Source organism: Streptomyces sp. NPDC001380, from assembly GCF_042895785.1.
Lineage (GTDB): Bacteria > Actinomycetota > Actinomycetes > Streptomycetales > Streptomycetaceae > Peterkaempfera.
In genome coordinates this window covers 56,026-81,019 of the sequence record NZ_JBIAWP010000001.1, presented here as the reverse complement: position 1 = coordinate 81,019, position 24,994 = coordinate 56,026, and the positions used below count along the sequence as shown (strand labels likewise).

Genomic DNA, 24,994 nt, shown 5'->3' with positions numbered 1-24,994 from the left:
GGTCCCCGCACCGCCGGGTCCCTCCCGGTCAGGCATGCCGGTGCATCCGCTCCCGGATCCCGCGGACCAGCGCGTCGGTGACCGTCTGCAGCTGCAGGTCCACCTCGCGCAGGCGCTGCCCCTCGACGGCGTACACCTCCAGCAGCCGGTCGACCGTGCGCGGGTCCATGCCGGCGTCGGCCAGGTCGCGGCGGGTCGTCGACCAGCCGTGCCGCAGTCCGGCGATCTCCGCCCGCAGGTGCAGGTCGGCCTGCCGGGCCAGCAGCAGCGGCTGGTGGTGGAAGACGTCGTACTGCTCCCAGGCCGCCGGCAGCAGGCTCCACATCCACCGGACGGCGGTCTCCTCCCAGCCGTCCGTGCCCGGCGTGCGGACCGCGTCGGGCCAGCCCCGGGTCACGGGGGCGCGGCGCCGTTCATCGCTCACCCCTCCAGCGTGCGGCGCCGCCCCGGCTCCCGCGACCGGGCGGGGGAGCGCCCGGCCGCCCGGGGGCCGGACGCGGTCCGGGGCCGGTCACCGGACGTGGCTGTAGCGCTCCCACGCCTCCTCCAGGGTGTCCACCGCGCCGGTGTCGGCGCCCCGGGCGACCAGGCGCTCGCGGCACCGCTCCAGGTCGACCGGCCCCTCCGGCCACTCCGGGTCGTCGAGCACCGTGCGGGCCAGGTCGCCGAGTGCGCCGTGGATCTGCGCGTACGAGAGGAGCCAGGCGCGGAACGTCCTGTTCTGCTGATCGTTCATGCCGGGCATCCCTACCCCCGGGACCGCCCGGGGCGACACCCCCGGGCCACATCCACCCGTGAGGGCCGCACGGCCCCGGCGGCCCCTCCGGCCCCGGCCGCTCCTCCGGTCCCTTCGGCCCCGGCCGCCCCGCGGGTCGCGCCCCGCACCCCCCGGCGGGACCCTACTCCTGCCCCGACGCCGGGAGCCGGGCCCCGTCGGCCGCGACCGCCACCCGGTCCCGCCCGGTGCTCTTGGCCCGGTACAGGGCCCGGTCCGCCCGGTCGAGGAGCGCCTCCGCCGACTCGGTCCCGTCCCACAGCGCCACCCCGGCCGAGAACGTCTGCCCCAGCGGGGTGGCCCCCCGCAGCCGCTCCAGCACCGCCGCGGCCTGCTCGGCCCGCAGCCCCACCACCAGCACCCCGAACTCCTCCCCGCCGTAGCGGGCCAGCAGGTCCCCCGAGCGCAGCTGCCGCTGCCAGGCCGCGGCGGCGCCGCGCAGCAGCCGGTCGCCGGCGAGGTGGCCGTGGGCGTCGTTGAACCGCTTGAAGTGGTCGAGGTCCAGCAGCGCCGCACAGACCGGGTCGCCGCTGCGGGCCGCGCGGGCGAGCTGCCGCGCCACCTCGAGGTCCTAGGTGCGCCGGTTGGGTATGCCGGTCAGGCCGTCGCTGCCGGCGAGCTCCGCGAGCCGGTCCGCCTGGACCTGCACCTGCGCCGCGAGGTCCGCCACCCGGACCACCACCAGCAGGAACAGCACGGCCGAGGCGACGCTCACGGCGAGCCAGTCGATCCGCTCCGCCCCGCAGGCCCCCTGCGCGAAGAGCACCCCCGGGGCCAGCAGGGTCGCCGCCGCGAGGACTGCCAGCCGCCTGCGCGTCAGCTTCGACGCCGCCCGGCCCGCCACCTCGGAGAGCGTGCGCATCGAGGGGTGCAGCGCGGCGGCGCCCCACAGGAGGTAGGAGAGCAGCCAGCCCGCGTCCAGGATCCGGGCGTCGCCACGCCCCGCGGCGGACAGGGCGGCGAAGGCCGAGTCGGTGAGGGTCAGCAGGACGAGGGAGGCGGCCAGCAGCCAGTACGAGCCGTTCCGCAGCCCGGCCGGGACGAGCACCCGCAGCACCATCGCCGCCACCACCAGGTCGGCGGCCGGGTAGGCCAGGGACAGCAGCTGGGCGAACGGGCCGTTCAGGCTGCCGCCCGCCGCCGGACGCATGAGGAAGACCCAGCACAGGAGCCCCAGGCCGGTCGCGATCAGCGCGCCGTCCAGCAGCCCGGCCCGGTCGGAGCCCGGCCCCCGGCGCCGGGTGAGGGCGTGCAGCGCGGTCGCCAGCACCGGGTAGGCGGCGAGGTGGAGGACGTCGGCCGCGGAGGGGAACGGCGGGCGGTGCAGGACGTCCTCACGGAGCCCGTAGACGACGTCGCCGCACGTCCGCAGCAGCTGGGCGGCCGCCAGCAGGTACCACCGGCCCGCGGCGGCGGGCCGGTGCAGCCGGGCCCCGAGGACCACCGCCAGGGCGCTCGCCACGCCGGTCGCCGCGTAGAGCGCGTCGCCCGCCCGGCCGCGCGGCAGGGCGGAGCAGCAGCCCGTGAGCAGGGCGCCGACGGCCAGCCACCGGACCCACGCCGTGCCGCGGAGCCGCGCGCCGGCGGGGGAGCGGGCCGGGAGGACCGCCGGTCCGGGGCCGCCGCCGCGGGCGCGTCCGGACGCCGGGGCCGGCACGTTCGGGGAGGGCGCGGCCGGGGCCTTTGGGGACGGCGGGACCGACGACCGATTCTCCATCCACCTCTCCCTGACCGCTCTCCCCGCGCGCCGACCGCGACCCTCCCTTATAACGACTTCGCTCACCTTCGGGCGGGTTTTCACCGGATTCTCCGCAGGAAGCGCCACTTCCGAAACCCGCAACCGCCGCCCCACCTGCGGGGCAGCCGTCCCGGGGGCCCCGGGGCGCCGGACGTACCGGGTGGTAGGACACCCCTTGTGCGTATTTCGGGGAGTAGGTTACGTTTCGTTTCCTACCACCCGGCAGGGTGCCGGTACGGCCGTACGCGGCCGGGACCGGCCGGTACCGCCGCGGGGGAGCGGCCGTCCGGGCCGCGGCCAGGCCCCCGCCGCGTCCGGTCCTGCCGGGCGCCCCCTCCGGACCGGGATGCCCGGCCGCCGCACCGCACCCCCGTGCGTGCCGTGTCCGGACCGGGACGGTGAGCAGCAAGGGAGCATCACGTGGCACGTCCGACACCCCCGCAGGAGCCCACCCCCGACCCCCGCCGCCCGGTTCCCGGCCGGTCCGTCCCGGGACGGCAGGCCGCGGGCCGGCCGGCCCCCGGCCGTGCCGAGCTGCGTCCGTGCGGCCCCGGCGCCTCCGTATCGTCCTCCCACTGGCCCGGAGCCGTCTGCCCGCCCACCTCGGCCGGGTTCCAGCAGTCCGCCAAGGCGTGGCTGTTCGAACTCGCCCCGGCCCGCTGGTGGCACGAGGAGCTGCTGCACCGGTACCCCGTGGAGCTGGCCAGGATGGTCCGGCTGCGGCTGGAGGCCGACGTCGCCGCCATGCACGCCGGGCTGCGGACCGTCGCCGGTCCGTCCGCCGCCGGTCCCGTCCCCGCCGCCGGGCCTGCGGCCCGGCCGGAGCCGCTCCTGGTGCCGGTGCAGCCGGCCTCGGAGCTCTACATCCGCGAGCGGGAGTGGGCCCGGGCCATGCTGGAGCAGGTCAAGCTGGTCGAGCAGGCGCTGCGGGCGGCCTGCGTGCGCCCCCGGCGCCGCCGCGCCTCGGCCGCCGCCTCCCCGGGCGTGGCGGCGGGCCCGCTCCGCTCCGCGCTGCCCAGGCAGCGCCCGGCCACGGGCTGACCCGGCGGCCCACCCGCCCGGTACACGGGCCGGGGCCCGCAGGTCGCCGACCTGCGGGCCCCGGCCCGTACCCGTCGCCGTGCCCCGGCGGTCCGGGGCGCGGCTCGGGGGCGTCAGTTGAAGGCGTCCGGGTCCGGGCCGATCCGGGTGCCGGACTCCAGGGCCCCGATCGCCGCCATGTCGTCCGCGTCCAGCTCGAAGCCCGTGACGTCGATGTTGGCCCGGATCCGCTCCGGGGTGACCGACTTGGGGATCACCACGTTGCCGAGCTGGAGGTGCCAGCGCAGCACCGCCTGGGCGGGGGTGGTGCCGTGCTTCTCCGCGACCGCGGCCACCGCGGGGTCCTCGAGCAGCTCGCCGCCCTGCGCCAGCGGGCTCCACGCCTCGGTGGCGATGCCGTGCTCGGCGTGGAAGGCCCGCAGCTCGGCCTGCTGCAGGTGCGGGTGCAGCTCCACCTGGTTGAGGGCGGGGACGACGCCCGAGTGGTCCATCAGCCGCCGCAGGTGGGCGGGGGTGAAGTTGGAGACGCCGATGGCGCGGGTGCGGCCGTCGGCGAGCAGCTTCTCGAAGGCCCGCCAGGTGTCCAGGTAGCGGTCCCGGGCGGGGGCGGGCCAGTGGATCAGGTACAGGTCGACGTGGTCGAGCCGGAGCTTGGCCAGGCTCTCGTCGAAGGCGGCCAGCGTGGAGTCGTAGCCCTGGGCGTCGTTCCACAGCTTGGTGGTGACGAAGACCTCCGAGCGGGGGATCCCGGAGGCGGCCAGGGCGTCGCCGACCCCCTTCTCGTTGCCGTACACGGCAGCCGTGTCGATGCTGCGGTATCCGGCCTCCAGGGCGGTGCCGACCGCCGCGGCCGTCTCCTCGTCGGGGACCTGGAAGACGCCGAAGCCGAGCTGCGGGATCCGGACGCCGTTGTTGAGAGTGACGGTGGGGATGGAGTTCATGCCCCCGACACTAATTGCGGACGCCTTCTATTGCAAACGCACACGCCCGGGAAAACCCCGCGCCGGTGTCCGACCCGTCCCCTACCCTGGGGCACATGTACGAAGCACTCTCCGACGCGGCGCGCGACACCCGCGCGCTCCAGCGCGACCTCGACGCGGCCAACGACGCCGTGCGGGCCTTCGCCGCGCGTCGCACCGACTGGCCCCCCGAGGCCGTCCTCGAACTGCAGCGCCTGCAGACCGGCTACCTGGCCGCCCTCGACGCCCTGCGCTCCGCCCCCCGCGGCGGGCTGTGCACGGCCGCCTGACACCCGCAGAACCGCCTCCTCCGCGCGCCCCCGCACCGCTCCCGGTGCGGGGGCGCGCCGCTCTACCACAGCGGACGGCTCCCGTCCCGCAGAGTCCGCCAACTGCTCCGACACCGTCCCGGAGCGGGCAGAATCCAGCCGTGCCCTCCACTGCTCACGCATCCGGCCCCGCTCCGCGGCCGGCCGCCCCCGCCGGCGCCTCCGCCGGACCCTTCCGCGTCGCCGCCCTCGAGGCAGGCGCGCCCCCCGCGGCCCCCTCCCTCGGCGCGCGCAGGCGCGCCCCCCGCGCGCGCTGAGCACCCCCCGGGCGGAACAGGCGCCGTCGAGTCGTCGAAACTCGTCATGCATATGCCAAAGGCATGGCACCATCGTGAGCATCCCCGGTCGGACAGCAGGAGTAGCCCCGTGGTTTCCTCGACGGCGTTCTGGTGCACCAGTTCCGCGGCGCAGGTGGCGGGCGAGCGGCGCACCTACGCCCTCGGCGGCCGGTTCACAGCGACCGCGGAGGCGGCGATGGACTGGCTCTACGCCCGGCTGACGGCGATCGCCGAGCAGCTGGACCCGCCCGCCCCCACCACGGTCCGCGACTGGCTCGGCGATCCGGCCCGCTACGCCGACGGGCTCCGCGGACTGCACGCGGGGCGCATCGTCGCCGTCGACCTCCAGCAGGACGAGGTCTGCTACACCGTCGGCGTGCGGGCGGTCCGCTGCGCGGCGCCGCCGGTCTCCTGGCCGGACCCGATACCGCCGCTGGTCCCCGCCGCCCTCCGGCCGGCCGTCCTGCCCGCCCTCCTCGGCTGATCCGCTCCGGGCCCGCCGTCCGCCGGGGCCGGCGCCCGCCCGGCGCCGGGGCCTCCCCTCCGGCGGGCCCCCTCCCCGGCGGAGCCCGCCCGGAGCTGCGCTCCGCGCCCCCGGGGCCGGCCCGGGCGGTCCTCACGCGGCGACGGGCGCCCCGTCGGCGCGGACGGTGAACGCCACCACCTTGCCGTCGGGCGTGCGGCGGATCTCCGGCGGCGCGCCCAGCAGCGCCCGCACCAGCGGCAGGCCCCGGTGGTGCTCGTCGTCGGCCGCCGCGTCGGTGGGCTCCGGCAGCCGCGGGCTGGGGTCCCCGACCTCGCAGCGCAGGGCGTGGCCGCAGACCGACACGTGCACGGTCATCCGGCCCCCGGCGTGCTCCACCGCGTTGGAGACGATCTCGCCGAAGACGTGCACCGCGCGGTCGACCGCGTCCCCGTCGCGCCAGGACAGGTCCAGCAGGGACTGCAGCCAGCGGCGTGCCAGGTGGGCGTGGAGGGCCTGCGCGGGCAAGGACCACGTCACGGAGGCGGCCTGCGCGGCGCACCCGTCCGTCCGGTCCGCCCCGGCACCCCCCTGCCGGGGGACCGTGCAGGGCGACGGCGGACGCCCCCGGTTCACCGGCGGTCCGCCGCCGGCCCCCGGCGGCGGGAAGAGGCCCGCGCGTGCGCCCGGGTCGAAGAGGGACGGCATCACCATGCCCGCTCCAGTCTGTGGGGGGCCGCGGCGCGGAGGCCGCGGATCGGTCCGGGACGGGCAGGAGGCGCGGCGGTCCGGGCGGGGCGGCTGTTCGCCGCCGAGGCGGGCCTGCCGTGAGACGCGGCGGCGAAATGTCCCATAAGGCACACTAGCCGTGTGTCGCACAGGACGGAAGGGAAGCCGCCGCCGGCGGCCCCGGGGCAGGGTCGCACACCCCCTCCGAGCAGGGACGACCTGCTGGAGCTCGCCCGGACCCGCTTCCAGGGGGACGGCCTGTTCGAGATGCGGGAGCTGGCCGACGCCCTCGGCGTCTCCCGGGCGACCGTCTACCGGTGGGCGGGCAACAGGGAGCTGCTCCTCGGCGAGGTGCTCTGGGATCTCACCGGGCGGACGCTCGCGTGGGCGCGCGAGCAGGCGCGCGGCGACGGTGCGCCCTACCTCGTCGAGGTGTTCGAACGCTTCGTGGTCGCGGTCGACGAGTCCGCCCCCCTGTGCCGCTTCCTGCTCCGCGATCCCGAGCTCGCCCTGCGGGTGCTCACCTCGCGGCACGGCGTGGTCCAGACGCGCCTGGTCGCCGCCGTGCGCGACATGCTCCGGGCCGCGGAGGAGCGGGGCTCCTTCCGGCCCGCCATCGACCTCGACACCCTGGCGTACGCCGCCGTCCGCCTCGGCGAGGCCTTCGTCTGCAGCGACGTGATCACCGGTACCGACCGTGACGTCCGCCGCGCGGTGGACGTGCTCCGCCTGCTGCTCCGCGGCATGTGACGCACCCCCTCCGGCGGGGCCGCCGGACCCCGGGCGTGCGGGGCCGCCCGGGGCGCGCCGCCCGCCCGGGGCCGTCGGCGCGCCGCGGGCGCCGGCGGCCCCGGCGTTCCTGCGGGGGCGTCCCGCGTCCCGCGTCCGCGGGCGGACCCCCGTTGCGGCCACGTCGGGGCGCGTGCCCCGGACGGTCTATCCGGGCACCCCTCCGCCCGGCGGCCTCGATCCGCCCCCCTCGCCCCCTCTGACCTGCGGTGACGCCGCGTGTGCGGGGGAAGCGGAGCGTGTCCGAGGGGTGACGCAGAGGAGTCCTCGGCGTGCGGGCCGGGTTCGAACTTGCTTACGTTCGTGCCACCGGTTGTTCGGATCAACCCGAAGGGAAGAACCATGAGCAAGCGCATCACCCGCATCGCCGCCACCGCGGCCCTCGCCGCGGCCGTCACCGTGGTCCCGCTCGCCGGCACCGCCAGCGCCTCCTCCTGGGGCCACCGCGGCCACCACCACGGCCACCACCACGGCCACGGCGGTTACGGCGGCGGCCACGGCGGTTACGGCGGCGGTTACGGCGGCCACGGCGGTTACGGCGGCTACGGCTTCGGAAACCGCGGACTCGGCTACGGCGGCCTCTTCGGCTTCGGCGGCTACGGCGGCTACGGCGGCTTCGGCGGCTTCGGCAACAACGTGGCGATCGTCTTCTGACGTTCCATCACCAGCGCCACCGCCACCGGCGGGGCCCGGACCCGGTCCGGGCCCCGCCGGCCCGTGTGCGCCCGTCGGCCCGGCCCTCCGGCCCCCGCGCCGCCAGCAGCCGCACCACCGTCCCCTCCGACGCGAGGACGTACCCCAGGCTGACGGACGCCGTCACGGCCGCGCCGACCACGATCAGCCAGGAGAGCAGCATGAACACCGCGCCGTACGCCCCGAACTGCCGGACGGCGCGGTCCAGGGCCCGGGGCAGGTACAGGCGCGCCGCCCCGCTCAGCACCACCACGGAGACCGCGCACAGCACGGCCCCCGGCAGCAGCGGCCTCCACGGCACCCGGCCGCCCAGCAGCAGGTGCTGGGTCCACCACCACAGCAGGACGTCGACCAGCAGGACGAGCGGCAGCCCCAGCAGCGGCCCCACGCCGAACCCGTTGCGCAGCGGCCCCTGGAGCACGAACACCGCCAGCCACACCGCCAGCCAGACCGGCCACCGCCACGCCGCGATCCGCAGGCCCGACCGCGGCAGCCGCCACGCCCGCTCGCACACCCGCTGCAGGGCCCGGCTGCACGCCGTCGCCGAGACCAGCGTCACCACCGCGCCGACCACCCCGAACGTCTCCCGCGTCACCCCGTCCGGCGACTGCAGCAGCTGCTTGACCAGCTCCAGCGACTCGCCGCGCAGCCCGAACTCGCTCCGCAGGGAGGACAGCAGCTCGTCCCGCACGGGCGCGGGCGCGAACGCGCTGAAGACGAGGAGCGCCGGCAGCGCGGCCAGGAACACCTGCGCGGCCAGCCGCGTCCCGTTGTCCAGCACGTCGACCCGCAGCAGCTGCTCGGCCACCCGCGGGAGGAGGGGGATCCGCGACCACAGCGCCCGGGCGGTCCGGCGCAGCCGCGCCGCCCGCTCCCGCGCCCTCACCGGGGGACCCCGCGGGCGCCGTACCCGCATCGCACCTGTGACACCCGCCGCTCCTCGACGCCTCGCCGCCGGCCCCCTGCGTCCACCCTGCCCGATCCCGCCCCGCCGGGCCCGTCCGCAGGACGGAACCGGGGTGTCGGCCGCGGGGGCGGGTACGGTGCATCCCGCGGGCGGCCGGCCACCGGGGCCCGCCGACCGGCCGCGGCGGCGGACCGCCGCGGCCGACCAGCGCGAGGAGAGCCGATGGACATCGCCGTGACCGACGCCCCCGGGCGGAGCCGCTTCGAGGCCAGGGAGGGGGACCGCCTGGCGGGCTTCGCCGAGTACATCCGTAGCGAGAACCTCGTGGTCCACCCGCACACCGAGGTCGATCCGGCCTTCGAGGGGCGCGGCGTCGGCAGTGCGCTGGCCCGTGCCGCGCTGGACGACGCCCGGGCCCGGGACCTGGCGGTCCTGGCGACCTGCCCGTTCATCGCGGGCTGGATGGGGCGCCATCCCGAGTACGCCGACCTGGCCTACCAGAACCGCAGCAGCGTCCAGGACTGACCCGGCCCGGGACGGCCCGTCCGACCCGGGCCGGGACGGCCGCGGGCCGTGCCGCCGGACCGTGGCGGCGGCACGGCCGCCGCCACGGTCCGGCCCCGCCGCCGCGCGTCGCCTCGGTCCCGGCGGCCGCGCCCCCTACCGTGGCGGCAGCACTGCGACGGACCCGGCGGACGGAGACCACGATGGCGGCGGCGGACAACGACCCGATCGACGTGCTGGTGGTGGGCGCCGGCATGGCAGGCCTCGCCTGCGCCGCCGACCTGGCGGCCGCCGGCCTGAAGGTGCGGGTGGCGGAGGCGTCCGACGGGGTCGGCGGGCGCATGCGCACCGACGTCCGCGACGGGTTCCGGCTGGACCGCGGCTTCCAGGTCTTCAACACCTCCTACCCCCAGGTGCGGCGCCGGTTCGACCTGCGGTCCCTGCGGCTGCACCCCTTCACGCCGGGCGCGCTGCTGCACACCCCGCGCGGCAGGCTGCGCTTCACCGACCCCACCCGCAGGCCCCGCGACTCCGCCGACCTGGTGTCGGGCCGCCTCGCCTCCCCGCGGGACCTGGCCGCGCTCGCCGTCCTCAGCGGCCGCGACATGCTGCTGCCGCCCGCCGTGCTGCGCCGGTCGGCGGACGTCACCACCCGGGAGGCCCTGGCCCGGGCGGGGGTCTCCGAGGCCCTGGTGGAGACCTTCTTCCGGCCCTTCCTCTCCGGGGTGTTCCTGGAGGACCGCCTGGAGACCTCCGGCCGGTTCTTCCACCTGGTCTGGCGCTCCATGCTGCGCGGCACCCTGTGCCTGCCCGCGGCGGGCATCGGCGCGGCGCCCGCCGCCCTCGCCGAAGCCCTGCCCCGGGGCACCGTCCGGCTGGAGCAGCCCGTCGAGGGGCTGACCGGGGAGGGCGCCCTGCTCGGCGGCGGCCGCGAGCAGGCGGCCCGCGCCGTGGTCGTGGCCACCGGCCCGGCTGCGGCCGCCGTCCTGCTGCCCGGGCTCGCGGTCCCGGACACCCGGGCGGTGACCACCTACTACCACGCGGCCCCGACCGCGCCGCTCGCCGAGCCCACGCTGCTCGTGGACACCGAGGGCGGCGTGCTCAACACGGTGGTGCTGAGCGAGGTCTGCCGCGGCCTCGCCCCGGCGGGCCGGGCCCTGGTGTCCACCTCGGTGCTGGGCGGCGGGGGCCGCGAGGCGGAGGTGCGGCGGCGGCTGGCCGACCTGTACGGGACGGACACCGCCGCCTGGGAGCCGGTCGCCGAGTACCCGGTGGCCCAGGCGCTCCCGGCGATGGCCCCGCCGTGGCCGCTCACCCGGACCACGCGGTTCGCACCGGGCCGGTACGTGTGCGGCGACCACCGGGCCACGGGCTCCGTCCAGGGCGCGCTGGCGTCCGGGGCGCGGGCGGCCAGGGAGGTGCTGGCGGACCTGGCGGCGGCCTGACCCCGGCGGCCCGGCCCGGCCCGGACCGGGGCCGGTTCGGCCCGGGGGTGCCCGCGGGCCGGCCCCGACTGCCGCCCCGTTCGCCCGTTCGCCCGTTCGTTCGGGCGGCGGAGGGAGTGCCGAGCGAGGAAACGTATCTGCGGTGACACCCGGTCCGCCGCCGTTTCACCGTCCGCGACGGGAGCAGAAGCGCAGCCGTGAACGATCACGATTCCTGGTTCCCGGACGCCCTGAGCCTCCTCCCGCTGCCGCGCGCGGAGGCCGCGGCCGACGAGGTGGTGCTGAGCGCCGCGGGGGCCCTCGACGGCGACAGCGCCGACGAACTCGCCCGCAGGGTGCAGGCCGAGGCCGACGGGGGCGCCCGCTGGCTGGTGCTGGAGATGTCCGGGGTGCGGTTCGTCGACTCCTACGGACTCGCCGCGCTGCTGCGCGTCCGCCACACCCTCGTGAACGCCGGGGGCGGGCTGGTGCTCGCCGCCCCCGCCCCGTCGGTCACGAGGATGCTGGAGATCACCCGGATGCAGCACGTCTTCCCCGTGGCTCCCGCCCTGCCCGCCGCCGTCGACCACCTCCGCCGCTCGCGCGGCGCCGGCCTCCCCGCCGGACCGTCCGCCGACCGTCACCCGGACGGCCGCCGCTGAGCCGCGCCGAACCGGGCATGCGAGCCGTGGGCCGGGCCCCGCCGGGCGCGGCCCACGGCCGCGACCGCGGCCGGACCGCCCCCGACCGTGGAACGGAGCAGGTGCCGTGGACGCCCTCCTCTGGCTGCTCATCCCCGTCATCGCCGCGGTGGGCGCGGCCGTCTGGGCCGCCCGGGCGCAGCGGTCCCGCACCCCCGGCCTCTGGCGCGACCTCGAACAGCACCGCCGCATGTCCGACGCCCTCGCCCGGACCGGCACGGACGCACCCCCCGCCCCCGCCCCCGCACCCGCACCCGCAGCCGGGGACCCGGCCGGAGCCGTGCGGACGGCCCCGCCGCCCGAGGCGACCCGGCTGCGCCCGGCGGGTGCGCCCGGCGGCGGGGCCGTCCGTGCGGTCGGGGTGCGCCGGCTGCGCCCCGGGACGCGCCGGCGCCCGGTGGCCGCCCGCGACCGCGCCGACTCCTCCTGGCCGTAGGCCGGGCCTCGGACACCGCCGGCGCCCCTGGCACCGCGGGCCCGGGGCGGGCCCCGTCCGGCCCGTCCGCAGCACCGGGCTCCCCGGCGGCACGGCCGCCGCACCACGGCTGCACCGCCTCCGCACCACGACCGCGGTGCCACGTCCCGCGCCGGTCCCGGCGGCCGTGACCGCGCCGCCGCCGGCCCCCGGCCGGGACACCGCAGCCGCAGGCCCGGGACCGGCGGACCGCAGCACCCGCCCCGACGGGCGGCGGGCCCGCGGTCCCGGGCCGCGGCCGTGCCGCGGCGGACACGGCACCGCCCTGCCCGGAACTACCCCGTGTAGAGCGGCAGCAGCACCTCGGCGCGCTCCGCGACCAGCCGCTCCGCCGCTGCCACCGACGGCTGCGCCGCCAGCTCGCGCGGCGGCGTCCGCAGCACGTCCTCGAAGCGCGCCGCCCGGGCCCGCTGCCTCCTGCGGGCCTCCGCCCGCGCCCGCGCCGCGTCCTCCGGTTCACGCCACCGCCGCGCGCCCTCGCGCACCAGCTGCGACGCCCGGAACAGCAGCCGCGTCACCACCACGGAACCGATCGCGCCGGCGCCCAGCCACGCCGTCAATCCGCCACCCATGACGGGCTACTGCCCGCCCTTCGCGGATGCAACCCGGTCCGCGGCCCCCTCGTCCGGGCCCTCCTCCTCCGGGCCCTCCTCCTCCGGGCCGGTGAGCGGCAGGCAGACCACGAAGCGGGTGTCGCCCGGCCGCGACTCCACGCGGATGTCGCCGCGGTGCCGGTTCACCACGATCCGGTACGAGATGTCCAGTCCCAGGCCGGTGCCCTCGCCCACCGGCTTGGTCGTGAAGAACGGCTCGAAGATCCGCGGCCGCACCTCCGGCGGGATGCCGTGCCCGGTGTCGCCGACCTCGACCAGCAGGTGCCGCCCGTCGCCGCGGGTCCGCACGGTCAGGGTGCCGCTGCCGTCCATGGCGCCGAGCGCGTTGTCGAGGAGGTTGGTCCACACCTGGTTGAGCTCCGCGGCGAACGCCGGGATGCGGGGCAGCCCCCGGTCGTACTCCTTCACCAGCCGCACCCCCGGCGGGACCTTGGCCTGCAGCATCACCAGGGTCGCGTCCAGCAGCTCGTGCACGTCGACGGTCTGCTGCGGGGCCCGGTCCAGCTGCGCGTACTGCCGCGCGGCCCCCACCAGGTCGGAGACGCGCCCGACGGCGTCGTCGATCTCGCCCATGAGCAGCTCGGTGTCGACGCTGTACGCGATCCAGCGCACCGCCGCCTCCAGGTTCTCCGCGCCCACCGCCTCGCCGACGGCCGCCAGCCAGCGGGCGTCGATGCCGCCGGAGACCAGGGTGGGGGAGAGGTCCCAGGCCCCCTGCACGCCGTGCTCGTCCAGCCAGTCGGCGAGGCCGTCCTCGGCGTCGGTCGCGGCCAGGGCGGCCAGCTGCGGCGCCTCGGCGGCCCGCTCCACCGCCGCGTCCTGCAGCTCCACCAGGGCGCGCAGGCGGCTGCCGTCCAGCCGGCCGTCGGCGATCATCGCGAGCTTGTGCCGCATCCCGGCGACCCGCTCCCGCAGCGCCGCGGTGGCCCGCACGGCGGCCGCGGCAGGGTTGTTCAGCTCGTGGGTCAGGCCCGCCGACAGGGAGCCGAGCGCGATCAGCCGCTCCCGCTCCCCGAGGAGGACGCTGCTGGCGCGGGCGCCGAAGAAGAGCCCCTCCAGCAGGTGCAGCGCCATGGGGAACCAGGTGCGGACGGCGGTGGCGAACTCGTCCGCGGGCAGCACGAAGAAGTCGGTGTCGACCAGCGCCCGCAGGCTGTGCTGGTACACCTGCTCGACCCTGTCCCCCAGGTAGGACTGGACGGCGCCCGCGTAGACGCCGCGGTGGTCGGTGCGGGAGATCTCGATGTCGTCGCCGTGCAGGCGGCGGCTCAGCGCCACCGCGCCCCGGAGCATCACGAAGAAGCAGGTGGCGGGCTCGCCCTCGGCGAAGACCGCGCTCCCGGCGGGCCGGTGCTCCACCCGGCCGCGCTCCGCCAGCCACTCCAGCTTGTCCCGGTCCAGGGCCTCGAAGAGGAAGAGCGTCCGCAGCCCGTCCGGGGTCAGCCGCTCCCCGGCGGGTGCCGCGCCGGTGCCGGGGGCGCCCGCCCCTGCGGTGTGCGCCCCGGCGGTGTCCGGGCCGGCGGTGTCCGGGCCGGGGGAGTGCGGGCCGGGTCCGTTCACTGCGCCTCCAGGTACCGGTGCACCAGCGAGACCGCCATCGCGCCCTCGCCCACGGCGGACGCGACCCGCTTCACCGAGTCCGCCCGCACGTCCCCCGCCGCGAAGACGCCCGGCACGCTCGACTCCAGGTGGTACGGGGCGCGGTGCAGCGTCCACCCCGCCGGGCGCCGGCCGCCGGAGAGCAGGTCCGGCCCGGTGAGGACGAACCCGCGCGGGTCGCGCTCCACCACGTCCGCCAGCCACTCCGTGCGCGGCTCCGCGCCGATGAAGACGAAGAGCGACGCCGCCTCGACGGTCCGCCCGCCGCCGGACCGGGTGTCGCGCAGCACCAGCCGCTCCAGGTGCCCGTCGCCCTCCCCGCCCGCCACCTCTGTGTACGGGTGGACCGCGATGTTCCCGATGCCCTCGATCTGCTGCACCAGGTAGTGCGACATGGAGCGACGCAGGTCCGGGCCGCGGACCAGCAGGTGCACCTGCCGGGCGTAGTGCGAGAAGTGCACGGCCGCCTGGCCCGCGGAGTTGGCGCCGCCGACGATGTACACCTCCTCGTCGCGGCAGTTCATCGCCTCCGTCGTCGCCGAGCCGTAGAAGAGGCCCGCGCCCGCGAAGTCCGCCAGCCCCGGCGCGTCCAGCCTGCGGTAGGAGACGCCCGTGGCCAGCACCACCGCGTGCGCCGTGATCGTGCTGCCGTCGCCGAAGCGCAGCACCCGGCCCGACCCGGCCGCCTCCAGCCCCGTCACCTCCCGGGTGGAGAGGATCTCCGCCCCGAAGCGCAGCGCCTGGCGCCGGGCCCGGTCGGTCAGCTGCGCCCCGGAGACGCCGTCGGGGAAGCCCAGGTAGTTCTCGATGCGGCTGCTCTGCCCGGCCTGCCCGCCTGCGGCCTGCCGCTCCACCAGCACCGTCCGCAGGCCCTCGGACGCGCCGTACACCGCCGCCCCGAGCCCGGCCGGACCGGCGCCCACCACGACCAGGTCGTAGAAGTCCGCCGCCGGGCTGGTGCTCAGGCCCACGTGTGCGGCCAGCGCCGCCTCGTCCGGCGCCACCAGGGACTTCCCGTCGGCGGTCACCACCAGCGGCACGTCCTGCGGGGTCAGGCCCGCTGCGGCGAGCAGCCGCCCGCCCTCGGGCTCGTCGGCGGGCAGCCACCGGTAGGGCACGAGGTTGCGGGTGAGGAAGTCCCGGACCGCGAACGACGGCGCCGACCAGCGGTGCCCCACCACGCGGGTCTCGGAGGCCGCAGGGTCCGGCGTGGCGAGCCACGCCTCCAGCAGGCCGTCGACCACGGGGTAGAGGTTCTCCTCCGGCGGGCTCCAGGGCTTGAGGAGGTAGTGGTCGAGGTCGACCACGTTGATCGCCTCGATGGCGGCCCCGGTGTCCGCGTACGCGGTCAGCAGCACCCGCCTGGCCAGCGGGAAGAGGTCCATCACGGCCTCGAGGAACGCGATGCCGTCCATCCGCGGCATCCGGTAGTCGGCGAGGACCAGCGCCAGGCGCTCGCCCCGCAGCTTGAGCTCCCGCACCGCGTCCAGCGCGTCCTCCGGGGAGGCGGCGCGGACCACGCGGTAGCGCTCGCCGTACCGGCGCCGCACGTCCCGGGCGACCGCGCGGGACACGGCCGGGTCGTCGTCGACGGTCAGGATGACCGGGTTTGCCGCCACGCCTCCCATCATGCCCCCGCCCGGCGGCCGCGCCACCCCTGGGAGCGGGGCGTACCGTGCCCGCAACCTCCCCGAAACGCGCCGCCCCACCCGCCGTCCTACCGTCGGAGGAGGACGCGCGCGGCGGGCGCGCCGCGCCGCGACGAGGCGGGAGGTGGGGCCCATGCGCTCCTCCGCGGCACGCACCGCCCCGGCCGCCCGGCTGCGGCCGGTGGCCGACGGCGACCTCGCCCTGCGGTACTGCACGGTGCACGGCCACCGGCGGGCCTTCCGCATGGCGGGTGAGGGGCCGGCGCTGCTGCTGGTCCACGGCATCGGCGACTCCTCGGCCACCTGGTCCGAGGTGATCCCCGCCCTGGCCCGCAACCACACGGTGGTCGCCCCCGACCTGCTGGGCCACGGCGCCTCCGCCAAGCCCCGCGCCGACTACTCGGTGGCCGCCTACGCCAACGGCATGCGGGACCTGCTGGGGGTGCTCGGCATCGAGCGGGCCACCCTGGTCGGGCACTCGCTGGGCGGCGGGGTCGCCATGCAGTTCGCCTACCAGTTCCCCGAGCGGACCGAGCGGCTGGTGCTGGTCGGCGCCGGCGGGGTGGGGCGCGAGGTCGTCCCCGTCCTCCGGGCCGCGACCCTGCCCGGCGCCGAACTGGCACTGGCGGCCCTGCGGCTGCCCGGCGCGGGCCTCCAGGTGCGGCTGGCGGTGCGGCTGCTGCAGCTGCTGGGCACCGGCCTCGGCCTGGACGCCCCCGACCTGCTGCGGGCGGTCGACGCGCTCCCGGACGCCACCGCCCGCGCCGCCTTCGTCCGCACCCTGCGCGGGGTGGTGGACCGGCGCGGCCAGGTGATCACGCTGCTGGACCGCTGCTACCTCGCCGAGGGCATGCCGACCCTGCTGGTCTGGGGCGCGCGCGACGGGGTGGTCCCGGTGGTGCACGCGCACCGGGCGCACGCGGCGATGCCGGGCAGCCGGCTGGAGGTCTTCGAGCGGGCCGGGCACTTCCCGTTCCGCACCGACCCGGCGCGGTTCACGGCGCTGCTGGAGGAGTTCGTCGCGTCCACCGCCCCGGCGGACTGGAGCGCGGAGCAGTGGCGCGCGCTGCTGCGGGCGGGACGGTCCGGCGTGCCGCCCGCCCCGGGCGCCCCCGGCGGCGCGCCCGCCGCGGGGAGCGGCGCCACCTGACGGCGGCGGCGCGCCGCCGGGGGTGTGCCGCGGCGGGCGGGCGCGCTGCGGTGCGGGCGCGCTGCGGTGCGGACGTGCGGCAGGGGTGCCCGGCGCGCGCGGCGGGCGTGCGGCCCGGCCGCGGGCGCACGCGCCCGGGCCGCACGCCTCAGGTCAGGCCTTCCCGAGCAGGCCGCGCTTGGCGAAGATCCTCGCCACCCGGTCCGCCGCTGCCTTCCCGTTCAGTGCGCGGGCGGCGCCCACCACGTTCTGCGCGGCCTGGGCGAAGGTGGTGTCCGGGCGGTAGTAGAACTGCGACTCCACGATGACCCGGTCCGCCTGGACCCGGCCGAGGGTCCGGTTGACCTCCCACAGCGCCGCCGACCAGATCTCGCCGTCGTCGTGGACCTCGCCGGTCCTGTCGGCGACGGTCTTGGCGGTGTCGGTCCGCCGCAGGCAGTGCGGGGCGTCGGTGTAGGACGTGGCGTCCCAGTCGGCGACGCAGGGCCGGTCGTAGCCCTTGCCGCGCGGGACCGACAGGGTGACGGCGAGGTAGTCGCCGAAGCCCTCGCCGATGGCGCCGGCCTCCTCGGTGGCGCCGAAGCCGGGGGACTGGTCGTCCTGGACGGCGTGGCCGTACTCGTGCCACACCACCTCCAGGTCCTCCGCGTCGTCGACCCCGCCGGTGCCGAAGGAGATGGTGTCGGTCTCCGGGTCGTAGTACGAGTTGTCGTCGGCGAAGGCGTCGGCGGCGAAGCGCTGCGGCTCGGCGTTCGCGTCGGTGAAGCCGATGCTGCGGAGGTACCGCTGGGCCGCCGTGATGCCGTAGTAGGCGGAGACCTGCTCGAAGCCGGGCCGGTCGCGGTGGAACAGGAAGCGGTGGCGGGTGGACGACACCGCGTCGTCGTTGGTGTCCTGCGCCCAGCGGCCGATGAGGAGCCGGCGGTCCGTCAGGTCGTCCAGGGCGACCGTGCGGTACGCCCCGGCGAGCCTCGGGTAGTCCTTGTTCCCGCGGTCGGTCAGCCTCTGGTCCCGGAGGGCCGCGACGGGGTTGGGGTCGAAGACGCGGCCGGCGCCGCGGAAGCCGTCCGACAGCCGGGTCACCGCGACGGTGGAGCCGGTGCGGGCGTCCACCAGGGTGCGTATGCTGCCGCCGCCCGCGGTCCGGGTGACGACCTGCCAGACGAGCCGGGGGTGCGCGCCTCCGACCACGGAGAGCCGGGCGTCGCCGCTGACCCGCGGGGCGGGGCCGCCGGGCAGCGGGCGCTTCCCCGGGGCGCCGCGCCGGGCGCCGTCCTGCGCGGCGAGCCGGGCGGCGGCGGCGAGACCGGCGGTCCGGGCCCGGCCGGCGGTCACCGCCGGGCGGACGTCCAGGCCGGCCGGGACCGGGCGGCGGCCGTCGACGACCGTGGCGGCCTTGCCGTTCCTCGGGGTGTGCCGGACGAGGAAGCCGTCGACGACGGGCAGGCCGCGGTAGAGCTGCCGGTACCAGGTGTGCGTGCCCGTCAGGGAGACGCGGGTGCGGACGCGCTGGAGGTCGGCGGTGCCCCCCGCGGCGGCGCCGGCGGTGCTGCCGACGGGCGCGGGTGCGGGGGAGGAGGCGGCTGCCACGGCGGTGGCGGGCAGCAGGCCCAGGAGCAGGGCGGCGGATGCCGCCGCGGTGAGCGCACGCTTGGGTGCAGGCACGGATGTCCCTTCGGGGATGGGGCCGGGATGCGAACGTGCGCTCCAGGCAACCACCTGTGTGCGGCTCCCCGGCTCGCCCGCGGGGAGGAACCGCCGTCCTCCCGGCGGGTGAGCTTCCCGGCCGGACGGCGGGAGGAGGGGGGATGGTGCCGTGCGGTCGGCGCCGGCTGTGGTAAGAGCGCGCGGTGCCGGCGGTGCCGGCGGTGCTCGGGGGGCGCGCGAGGGCGCACTGCGGCGCACCGGGGCGGATGTGCCGCAGTCCCTTGCCATGGGCATGCTCAAGACGGCACCCTGAAAGCCGGGGGAGCGGAGGGTGTCGCTTCGACCTCGCAGCGCCACACGGTCCTCGGACGTCCCGCGCAGGGGGAGGCGGCAGCCGCCATGGGAGAACCGGCGGCCGCACAGGCAGGTCGTACACGCACGGAGCAGGCCGGAGAATATGCGGCCCCCACGCGGGGCGCGGCACCGGCGGCACCGGCGGAAGGGGTGTGCCGTGTGTGACGGCGGCGCCCGCTTCACCTGCGAGCAGACCGCCCGCTCCACGCGGGACGGGGGCGGCCCGTACCTGCCGGCCCGCTCCGAGGCCGCGTCACCCGCCCTGGCCGCCTCCTGGCTGCTGTCCCGCGCCCTCGACCTCGGGGTCCAGCGCGACGGCGTCGGCCTCTGCGCCGTCCGGGGCGAGCTGAGCGACGCGGACGAGTGCCTGCGGGCCCTGGCCGTGCTCGGCTCCGGCTCCGCCCACGTGCTCGAACGCGCGGTGGACGACACCGTCCACCGCTTCACCGCGCGGCCCGCGGCGCGTCACGGGCGCGCCGAACCGGCGGCGGGCCGCACCTGGGACGCCGGCCTGACCCGCGGTCACGGCGCCGGGTGCGACGCCGGACGTGACGCAGGCCGGGCCGGCGTGCCGGCCCGGCCCAGGACTCACGCGGCGGCGGTCCCGACCGGGTCCTGAACGCCGGTCCCGCCGTCGCCGCACACCCACGCCAGCGCGTCGTGGACGCCGCGCGCGTACTCGCGCTCCGTGTCCGACCACGGCGCCGCGTCGGCGGTCCGGCGGGCGGCCGCCCGCTCCTCCGCGGCGAGCACGGCCGCGAGCGCGACCGGGTCGGCGGCGGCCGCCCGGAGCGCGTCCCCGGCCGGGGCCGAGCCGCCCCTGCCCAGCGCCCACCGGTACGCGGCGGCCGCGCCCCGGAAGAACGGCAGCCGCGGGCTGCGGGCCGCGTAGGCGTACGCCCGCCGCACCTCGGCCCGGTGCCGCGCCCCCACCCGGAAGTCCCCCGCCCGATCCGCCACCGGACCCCCCGCCGTCGGAATCCGAGCCGTGAAACCGTCCGCCGTGAAACGCTCCGCCACTGCCCCGCCCTTCGTCGTCATGCAGGTGCTGCTCCCCGCGATGCCGCCGTCCATGCCTCCCCGCGCAGGTGTCAACAGGCCCGAAACACTTCTTCACCGCCCCGAAACGCCGTCGGCGCACCGGTGTTGCCCTGTCCTCCCGCCGCCGCCCCGGCGCTCACCGAGCCGGACGGGTCCGGCGTCGGCGCCGCCGATCCCGTGCCGACGGGCCGCTCGGAACGGCCCCCCCTCCCGGCGCGCCGGGTCCGTGCGGACGCGCCTGCGCGCCGTGGGCCCGGCCGCCGTGTCAACCAAGGTTGACAGCTTTCCTCTGTCAACCTACATTGACAGCATGAGCGACGGAGTACGGCTCGCCCAGGAGGCGAGCAGCCGCGACCCCGCGGTGGGACTGCGGGCGGTGCGCGCCCTGCGCGAGCTGGCCGACCGGCTGGAGTCCCTCCAGGTCGGCAACGCCCGCGAGCAGGGGTGGTCCTGGCAGGACATCGCCGTCTGCCTCGGTGTCAGCAGGCAGGCGGTCCACAAGAAGCACGGCGGCGGCCGGGGGCTCCTCGGCAGGGAGAGGTAGGCGATGTTCGAACGGTTCACGGGAGAGGCGCGCGAGGTCGTCCGGCTGGCCCAGGAGGAGGCCCGGCGCCTGCACCACCCCTCCATCGGCACCGAGCACCTGCTGCTCGCCCTGGCGGCCGGACAGGACGGCACCGGCCGCGCCCTGCGGGACCGCGGCCTGGGCCCGGACGGCCTGCGCCCCCGGATCACCGCCGCCCTCGACGTGGGCCTCGACGCACAGGCGCTCGCCACCGTGGGCATCGACCTCGACGAGGTGCGGCGGGCCGCCGAGGCCAGTTTCGGCCCCGGGGCCCTGGCCCGCGCCGGCCGTCCCGCGGCCAAGGGGCACCTCCCCCTCTCGGACCGGTCCAAGAAGGTGCTGGAGCTCTCCCTGCGCGAGGCGCAGCGCCTCAGGAGCGGACACATCGGCTCCGGCCACCTCCTGCTCGGCCTGCTCCGCGAGGGCGGCGGCCTCGCCTGCCGCGTCCTCACCGACGCGGGGGCCGACCTCGACGCCCTGCGGGACGAGACCGCGGCCCGCCTCACCGCCGGGACGGCCTGACACCGCGCCGCGCCACGGCGGCTGCGGCGGGACGGCCGGGAGGGAACGGCCGGGAGGGAACGGCCGGGAGGGAACGGCCGGGAGGGGACGGCCGGAAGGGAAACGGCCGGGACGGACACCCGCCCCGGCCGTCCGCCTGCCGCGAAACGCCGTCCACGTACCGGACCCGGTACGGCAGCATGGCGCTCATGCCTGCCCTGACCCGCACCGAAGCCGAGACCCGCGTCCGCCTCCTCGACGTCCACCACTACGCCGTCGACCTCGACCTCACCCGTGGCGACGAGCTCTTCGGCTCCACCACGGAGATCACCTTCACCGCGCGCGAGGCCGCCGAGACCTTCGTCGAGCTCAAGCCCGCCGCCCTGCACCGCGCCGTCCTCGACGGCCGCGAGCTCGACCCGGGGACGCTGCACGGCAACCGCCTGCCGCTCGCCCTCACCGCCGGCGAGCACCGCCTGCGGATCGAGGCCGACATGCGCTACTCCCGCACCGGTGAGGGCATGCACCGCTTCACCGACCCGGCGGACGGCGAGGCGTACGTCTACACCCAGCTCTTCATGGAGGACGTGCAGCGGGTCGCCGCCGCCTTCGACCAGCCCGACCTCAAGGCCGTCTTCGAGGTCGCCGTCACCGCGCCGTCGGCCTGGACCGTCCTCGGCAACGGCGTCGCCGCACGCACGGAGGAGGCGGACCCCGCGGGCGGGGAGGCCGCCCGCTGGCGGATCGCCCCCACCCCGCCGATCAGCACCTACCTGCTGGCCGTCGCCGCCGGACCCTGGCACTCCGTCCGCACCGAGCACGCGGGCCTGCCCTTCGGCCTGCACTGCCGGGCCAGCCTCGCCCCCCACCTCGACGCGGACGCGGACGAACTGCTCGACACCACCCGCCGCTGCTTCGACCGCTACGCCGAGATCTTCGACGAGCCCTACCCCTTCGACTCCTACGACCAGGCGTTCGTGCCCGAGTTCAACGCCGGGGCGATGGAGAACCCGGGACTGGTCACCTTCCGCGACGAGTTCGTCTTCCGCTCCGCCGTCACCGCCACCGAGCGGCAGACCCGCGCCATGGTCGTCGCCCACGAGATGGCCCACATGTGGTTCGGCGACCTCGTCACCCTGCGCTGGTGGGACGACATCTGGCTCAACGAGTCCTTCGCCGAGTACATGGGCTACCAGGTCCTCTCCGAGGCCACCGGCTTCACCGGCGCGTGGACCGAGTTCGCCGTCACCCGCAAGGGCTGGGGCTACGACGCCGACCAGCGGCCCTCCACCCACCCCGTCGCCCCCGACCCCGAGGCCGTCCCCGACACCGCCTCCGCCCTGCTCAACTTCGACGGCATCTCCTACGCCAAGGGCGCCTCCGCGCTGCGCCAGCTGGTGGCCTGGCTCGGAGAGAAGGACTTCCTCGCGGGCATCAACGACCACTTCGCCCGCCACCGCTTCGGCAACGCCACCCTCGCCGACTTCGTCGACTCCCTGGCCCGCGCCACCGACCGCGACGTCCACGCCTGGGCGGGGCAGTGGCTGCGCACCACCGGCGTCGACACCCTCACCGCCGTCGTCGACGCGCACCCCGACGCGTGGACCCTCACCCTCCGCCGCGACGGCAGCCGTCCGCACCGCGTCTCCGTCGGCGTCTACGACCGGGAGCCCGGCGACGGCCGCACCCTGGTCCTGCGCGAGCGGTACGAGACCGACGTCCCGCAGGCCGAACCCTCCCCGCGCCCCGGCGCCCGGCCCGCCCTCGTCGTGCCCAACGACCTCGACCTCACCTATGCCAAGCTCCGTCTCGACGAGGCCTCCCTGGAGGCCGTGCTGCGCGGGCTGTCCGCCATCCCCGACGGCCTCACCCGCGCCGTCGTCTGGAACACCCTGCGCGACATGCTCCGCGACGGCGACCTCGCCCCCGCCGACTACCTCGCGACCGCCGCCGCCCACCTCCCGCAGGAACGGGACCTCGCCGTCGTCCAGGGCGTCCTCGGCTTCGCCCGCCTCCACGTCGCCGACCACTACCTGCCCGCCGAGCGGCGCCCGGCCGCCCTCGCCGCCCTCGCAGCCCTCGCCCGCGAGCTGCTGCGCGCCCCCGACCCCGGCCTGCGGCTCGCCGCCGCCCGCACCCTCCTGTCCACCGCGGGGCCGGACGACCTCCGCGCCTGGCTCGCCGACGGCGCCGTCCCCGGTGGGCCGGACCTCGACCCCGACCTGCGCTGGCGCCTGCTGCTGCGCCTGGCCGTCCTCGGAGCGGCCGGCCCCGCGGACATCGACGCCGAACTCGCCCGCGACCCCAGCGCCACCGGGCAGGAGGGCGCCGCCCGCTGCCGCGCCGCCCTGCCCGACCCCGCCGCGAAGGAGGCCGCCTGGGCCGCCCTCTTCGAGGACGACGCCCTGTCCAACTACCTCTTCAACGCCACCGCCCAGGGCTTCTGGCAGCCCGAGCAGCACGACCTGCTGCGCGGCTTCGTCCCCCGCTACTACCCGGCGGCCGTCTCGCTCGCCGCCCGCCGCGGCGCCGCCCTCGCCGCAGCGGCCGCCCGCCACGCCTTCCCCGCCCACGCCGTCGAGCCGGAGACCCTGCGCCTGGGCGAGGAGTGCCTGCGCACCGCCGACCCCGTGCCGGCGCTGCGCCGCGGCCTCGCCGACCAGCTCGACGACCTCGCCCGCGCCCTGCGGGTGCGGCGCGCCGGATCCGACGGCGCCCCCGCCCCCGCCGCGGACTGAGCGCGGCGCATCATGGGAGGGAGCCGCCGCGGCCCCACGGCCGCGGCGGCCCGGCACCCACGGCGGCCCCGCCGCCCGCCCCGGGAAGGAGCGCCATGAGCCCGCAGCCCGTCGCACCGCACACCGTCCCGCCCGAGGGCCTGTTCGGCCCCGCATCGGTCAGCTGGCGAGTCCACTCCGACCCGGTCATGGGCGTCGCCGGGCTGCGGGCGCTGCTCCTCCAGGCCCTGCACCCGCTGGCCATGGCGGGGGTCGCCGAGCACTCGGCGTACCGGGAGGACCCCTGGGGGCGGCTCTACCGCACGGCCTTCTTCATCGGCGCCGTCACCTACGGCACCGGCGAGGAGGTGCGGGAGGCGGTCGACCGGGTGCGGAAGGTCCACCGGCACGTGCGGGGCACCGACCCGGCCACCGGCCTGCCCTACCGGGCCGACGACCCGGAGCTGCTCACCTGGGTGCACTGCACGGAGGTCGGCTCCTTCCTGGAGGTCTGCCGGTCCGCCGGCCTGCGCCTGACCGACGCCGAGGCGGACGCCTACCTCGGCGAGCAGGCGCGCGTCGCCCGCCTGGTCGGCGTCCCCGCCCGCCACCCGCTGCCGCGCACCGCGGAGCAGCTGGACGCGTACTTCCGGCAGGTCCGCGGGGACCTGCTGCTGACCCCGGCGGCCCGCGAGGCGGCCCGGTTCGCGCTGGCGCCGCCCTTCCCCGCCTGGGTGCGGTACGCCACCCCGGCCCGGCCCGCCTGGGCCGGCCTGACCGGCCTCGCCTTCGCCCTGCTGCCCGACTGGGCCCGCCGCATGTACGGGCTGCCCGGCTGGCGCGCCACCGGCATCGTGGCCCGGGCCCAGGTCCGGGCGCTGCGCACCGCCCTGCTCGCGCTGCCCCGGGCCACCCGGGAGGGCCCGCACCTGAGGGAGGCCCGCCGGCGGCTGGAGGCCCCGGCGCAGGTCCCGGCGGAGGCGCCGGCCGGCTCCTGACGCACCGGGGCGTCCGGCCCGTGCCCGGCCCGCGCACGGGGCGCCCACGCGGTCCTGAGCACCCGTGACGACGACGGCGCCCTGCTCCGCCCCACCGGCGGCCGCACCGCCGGCCCCGTCCCGCCCCGCCCCGGGCCGCGGGCACCCCCGGACGGCTCCCGGGCGGTGGACGGGGCCCGGATCACGAACGCCCCCCGCTGCCGGTGCCGGGACCGCCTCCGGCGGGGGACGGACGACGGCGCCCGGGGGCCGGCCCCCCGCGGCCCCCCCCGGGCGGGGGGCCCCCCCCGGGCCGCCGCCGCCCCCCGCCCCCCGGGGGGGGGCCCCCCCCCGCCCCGCCCCGCACACCCCCCC

Annotated in this window: 27 protein-coding genes; 15 read left to right on the top strand and 12 right to left on the bottom strand. The window is 77.8% G+C overall.

Annotated features, from left to right (window positions below; translation table 11 throughout):
• Positions 1 to 28 precede the first annotated feature (28 nt).
• The 4 genes from ACFY07_RS00405 to ACFY07_RS00390 form a co-directional block, all read right to left on the bottom strand.
• Positions 29 to 424 carry a hypothetical protein gene (locus ACFY07_RS00405; protein WP_390866667.1) on the bottom strand — a complete coding sequence of 132 codons (396 nt, stop codon included), beginning with the start codon at positions 422 to 424 and terminating at the stop codon, positions 29 to 31.
• Between the two features lie 87 nt (positions 425 to 511).
• Positions 512 to 736, bottom strand: coding sequence for a YozE family protein (locus tag ACFY07_RS00400; protein WP_230647108.1), 225 nt, complete (start codon positions 734 to 736; stop codon positions 512 to 514).
• 163 nt (positions 737 to 899) lie between these two features.
• Entirely contained in the window at positions 900 to 1,337 is a 438-nt protein-coding gene (locus tag ACFY07_RS00395) for a GGDEF domain-containing protein (protein ID WP_390866666.1), read from the bottom strand.
• Between the two features lie 9 nt (positions 1,338 to 1,346).
• The gene (locus ACFY07_RS00390; protein ID WP_390866665.1) at positions 1,347 to 2,492 is read right to left on the bottom strand and encodes a hypothetical protein; all 1,146 of its coding nucleotides are present in this window, start codon (positions 2,490 to 2,492) and stop codon (positions 1,347 to 1,349) included.
• A gap of 441 nt (positions 2,493 to 2,933) precedes the next feature.
• Between ACFY07_RS00390 and ACFY07_RS00385 the strand changes: the two genes are divergently transcribed.
• Positions 2,934 to 3,554 (top strand): hypothetical protein, encoded by a 621-nt coding sequence (locus ACFY07_RS00385; protein WP_390866664.1) that lies wholly within the window; start codon positions 2,934 to 2,936, stop codon positions 3,552 to 3,554.
• 113 nt (positions 3,555 to 3,667) lie between these two features.
• Here ACFY07_RS00385 and ACFY07_RS00380 read toward each other — a convergent pair whose 3' ends face one another.
• Positions 3,668 to 4,495: an aldo/keto reductase gene (locus tag ACFY07_RS00380; protein WP_390866663.1), complete on the bottom strand. Its 828-nt coding sequence runs from the start codon at positions 4,493 to 4,495 to the stop codon at positions 3,668 to 3,670.
• 95 nt (positions 4,496 to 4,590) lie between these two features.
• Between ACFY07_RS00380 and ACFY07_RS00375 the strand changes: the two genes are divergently transcribed.
• Positions 4,591 to 4,803, top strand: coding sequence for a hypothetical protein (locus tag ACFY07_RS00375; protein ID WP_390866662.1), 213 nt, complete (start codon positions 4,591 to 4,593; stop codon positions 4,801 to 4,803).
• A 405-nt stretch (positions 4,804 to 5,208) separates the two neighbouring features.
• Entirely contained in the window at positions 5,209 to 5,604 is a 396-nt protein-coding gene (locus tag ACFY07_RS00370; protein ID WP_390866661.1) for a hypothetical protein, read from the top strand.
• A gap of 132 nt (positions 5,605 to 5,736) precedes the next feature.
• On the opposite strand, the gene ACFY07_RS00365 is transcribed toward ACFY07_RS00370, so the two are convergent.
• The gene (locus ACFY07_RS00365; protein WP_390866660.1) at positions 5,737 to 6,123 is read right to left on the bottom strand and encodes an ATP-binding protein; all 387 of its coding nucleotides are present in this window, start codon (positions 6,121 to 6,123) and stop codon (positions 5,737 to 5,739) included.
• Positions 6,124 to 6,453: 330 nt separating this feature from the next.
• Here ACFY07_RS00365 and ACFY07_RS00360 point away from each other — a divergent pair, with 330 nt between their 5' ends.
• On the top strand, positions 6,454 to 7,062 hold the full coding sequence (locus tag ACFY07_RS00360) for a QsdR family transcriptional regulator (RefSeq protein ID WP_390866659.1): 609 nt from the start codon (positions 6,454 to 6,456) through the stop codon (positions 7,060 to 7,062).
• Positions 7,063 to 7,443: 381 nt separating this feature from the next.
• On the top strand, positions 7,444 to 7,755 hold the full coding sequence (locus ACFY07_RS00355; RefSeq protein ID WP_390866658.1) for a hypothetical protein: 312 nt from the start codon (positions 7,444 to 7,446) through the stop codon (positions 7,753 to 7,755).
• 7 nt (positions 7,756 to 7,762) lie between these two features.
• On the opposite strand, the gene ACFY07_RS00350 is transcribed toward ACFY07_RS00355, so the two are convergent.
• A complete protein-coding gene (locus tag ACFY07_RS00350) occupies positions 7,763 to 8,602 on the bottom strand; it encodes a YhjD/YihY/BrkB family envelope integrity protein (RefSeq protein WP_390866657.1) in 840 nt (279 codons plus the stop codon).
• A 321-nt stretch (positions 8,603 to 8,923) separates the two neighbouring features.
• On the opposite strand from ACFY07_RS00350, the gene ACFY07_RS00345 reads away from it, so the two are divergent.
• From ACFY07_RS00345 to ACFY07_RS00330, 4 genes are all read left to right on the top strand, one after another.
• Positions 8,924 to 9,226 carry a GNAT family N-acetyltransferase gene (locus ACFY07_RS00345; protein ID WP_390866655.1) on the top strand — a complete coding sequence of 101 codons (303 nt, stop codon included), beginning with the start codon at positions 8,924 to 8,926 and terminating at the stop codon, positions 9,224 to 9,226.
• A gap of 182 nt (positions 9,227 to 9,408) precedes the next feature.
• Complete coding sequence (locus ACFY07_RS00340) at positions 9,409 to 10,650, top strand: FAD-dependent oxidoreductase (RefSeq protein WP_390866654.1); 1,242 nt, start codon at positions 9,409 to 9,411, stop codon at positions 10,648 to 10,650.
• Positions 10,651 to 10,847: 197 nt separating this feature from the next.
• Positions 10,848 to 11,291: an STAS domain-containing protein gene (locus tag ACFY07_RS00335; protein WP_390866652.1), complete on the top strand. Its 444-nt coding sequence runs from the start codon at positions 10,848 to 10,850 to the stop codon at positions 11,289 to 11,291.
• A gap of 106 nt (positions 11,292 to 11,397) precedes the next feature.
• Entirely contained in the window at positions 11,398 to 11,766 is a 369-nt protein-coding gene (locus ACFY07_RS00330; RefSeq protein WP_390866651.1) for a hypothetical protein, read from the top strand.
• Between the two features lie 314 nt (positions 11,767 to 12,080).
• Here the strand turns inward: ACFY07_RS00330 and ACFY07_RS00325 are convergent, their stop codons facing one another.
• The 3 genes from ACFY07_RS00325 to ACFY07_RS00315 all read right to left on the bottom strand — a co-directional run bounded on the left by ACFY07_RS00325 (position 12,081) and on the right by ACFY07_RS00315 (position 15,646).
• Positions 12,081 to 12,377 (bottom strand): hypothetical protein, encoded by a 297-nt coding sequence (locus ACFY07_RS00325; protein WP_230647066.1) that lies wholly within the window; start codon positions 12,375 to 12,377, stop codon positions 12,081 to 12,083.
• Between the two features lie 6 nt (positions 12,378 to 12,383).
• On the bottom strand, positions 12,384 to 13,862 hold the full coding sequence (locus tag ACFY07_RS00320) for an ATP-binding protein (RefSeq protein ID WP_390867038.1): 1,479 nt from the start codon (positions 13,860 to 13,862) through the stop codon (positions 12,384 to 12,386).
• A gap of 113 nt (positions 13,863 to 13,975) precedes the next feature.
• The gene (locus ACFY07_RS00315) at positions 13,976 to 15,646 is read right to left on the bottom strand and encodes an FAD-dependent oxidoreductase (RefSeq protein WP_390867037.1); all 1,671 of its coding nucleotides are present in this window, start codon (positions 15,644 to 15,646) and stop codon (positions 13,976 to 13,978) included.
• A 154-nt stretch (positions 15,647 to 15,800) separates the two neighbouring features.
• Here ACFY07_RS00315 and ACFY07_RS00310 point away from each other — a divergent pair, with 154 nt between their 5' ends.
• Positions 15,801 to 16,817, top strand: coding sequence for an alpha/beta fold hydrolase (locus ACFY07_RS00310; RefSeq protein ID WP_390866650.1), 1,017 nt, complete (start codon positions 15,801 to 15,803; stop codon positions 16,815 to 16,817).
• Between the two features lie 153 nt (positions 16,818 to 16,970).
• On the opposite strand, the gene ACFY07_RS00305 is transcribed toward ACFY07_RS00310, so the two are convergent.
• On the bottom strand, positions 16,971 to 18,482 hold the full coding sequence (locus tag ACFY07_RS00305; protein ID WP_390866648.1) for a M36 family metallopeptidase: 1,512 nt from the start codon (positions 18,480 to 18,482) through the stop codon (positions 16,971 to 16,973).
• Positions 18,483 to 18,975: 493 nt separating this feature from the next.
• Here ACFY07_RS00305 and ACFY07_RS00300 point away from each other — a divergent pair, with 493 nt between their 5' ends.
• Complete coding sequence (locus ACFY07_RS00300; RefSeq protein ID WP_390866647.1) at positions 18,976 to 19,437, top strand: hypothetical protein; 462 nt, start codon at positions 18,976 to 18,978, stop codon at positions 19,435 to 19,437.
• Here the strand turns inward: ACFY07_RS00300 and ACFY07_RS00295 are convergent.
• Positions 19,407 to 19,778: a hypothetical protein gene (locus tag ACFY07_RS00295; protein WP_390866646.1), complete on the bottom strand. Its 372-nt coding sequence runs from the start codon at positions 19,776 to 19,778 to the stop codon at positions 19,407 to 19,409. The genes ACFY07_RS00300 and ACFY07_RS00295 overlap by 31 nt on opposite strands.
• A gap of 391 nt (positions 19,779 to 20,169) precedes the next feature.
• On the opposite strand from ACFY07_RS00295, the gene ACFY07_RS00290 reads away from it, so the two are divergent.
• The 4 genes from ACFY07_RS00290 to ACFY07_RS00275 all read left to right on the top strand — a co-directional run bounded on the left by ACFY07_RS00290 (position 20,170) and on the right by ACFY07_RS00275 (position 24,640).
• Positions 20,170 to 20,403 (top strand): RNA polymerase subunit sigma-70, encoded by a 234-nt coding sequence (locus tag ACFY07_RS00290; protein WP_230647055.1) that lies wholly within the window; start codon positions 20,170 to 20,172, stop codon positions 20,401 to 20,403.
• A 3-nt stretch (positions 20,404 to 20,406) separates the two neighbouring features.
• Entirely contained in the window at positions 20,407 to 20,946 is a 540-nt protein-coding gene (locus ACFY07_RS00285) for a Clp protease N-terminal domain-containing protein (RefSeq protein ID WP_390866645.1), read from the top strand.
• A gap of 179 nt (positions 20,947 to 21,125) precedes the next feature.
• The gene (pepN, locus tag ACFY07_RS00280; protein WP_390866644.1) at positions 21,126 to 23,663 is read left to right on the top strand and encodes an aminopeptidase N; all 2,538 of its coding nucleotides are present in this window, start codon (positions 21,126 to 21,128) and stop codon (positions 23,661 to 23,663) included.
• A gap of 95 nt (positions 23,664 to 23,758) precedes the next feature.
• The gene (locus ACFY07_RS00275; protein ID WP_390866643.1) at positions 23,759 to 24,640 is read left to right on the top strand and encodes an oxygenase MpaB family protein; all 882 of its coding nucleotides are present in this window, start codon (positions 23,759 to 23,761) and stop codon (positions 24,638 to 24,640) included.
• Positions 24,641 to 24,994: the final 354 nt, after the last annotated feature.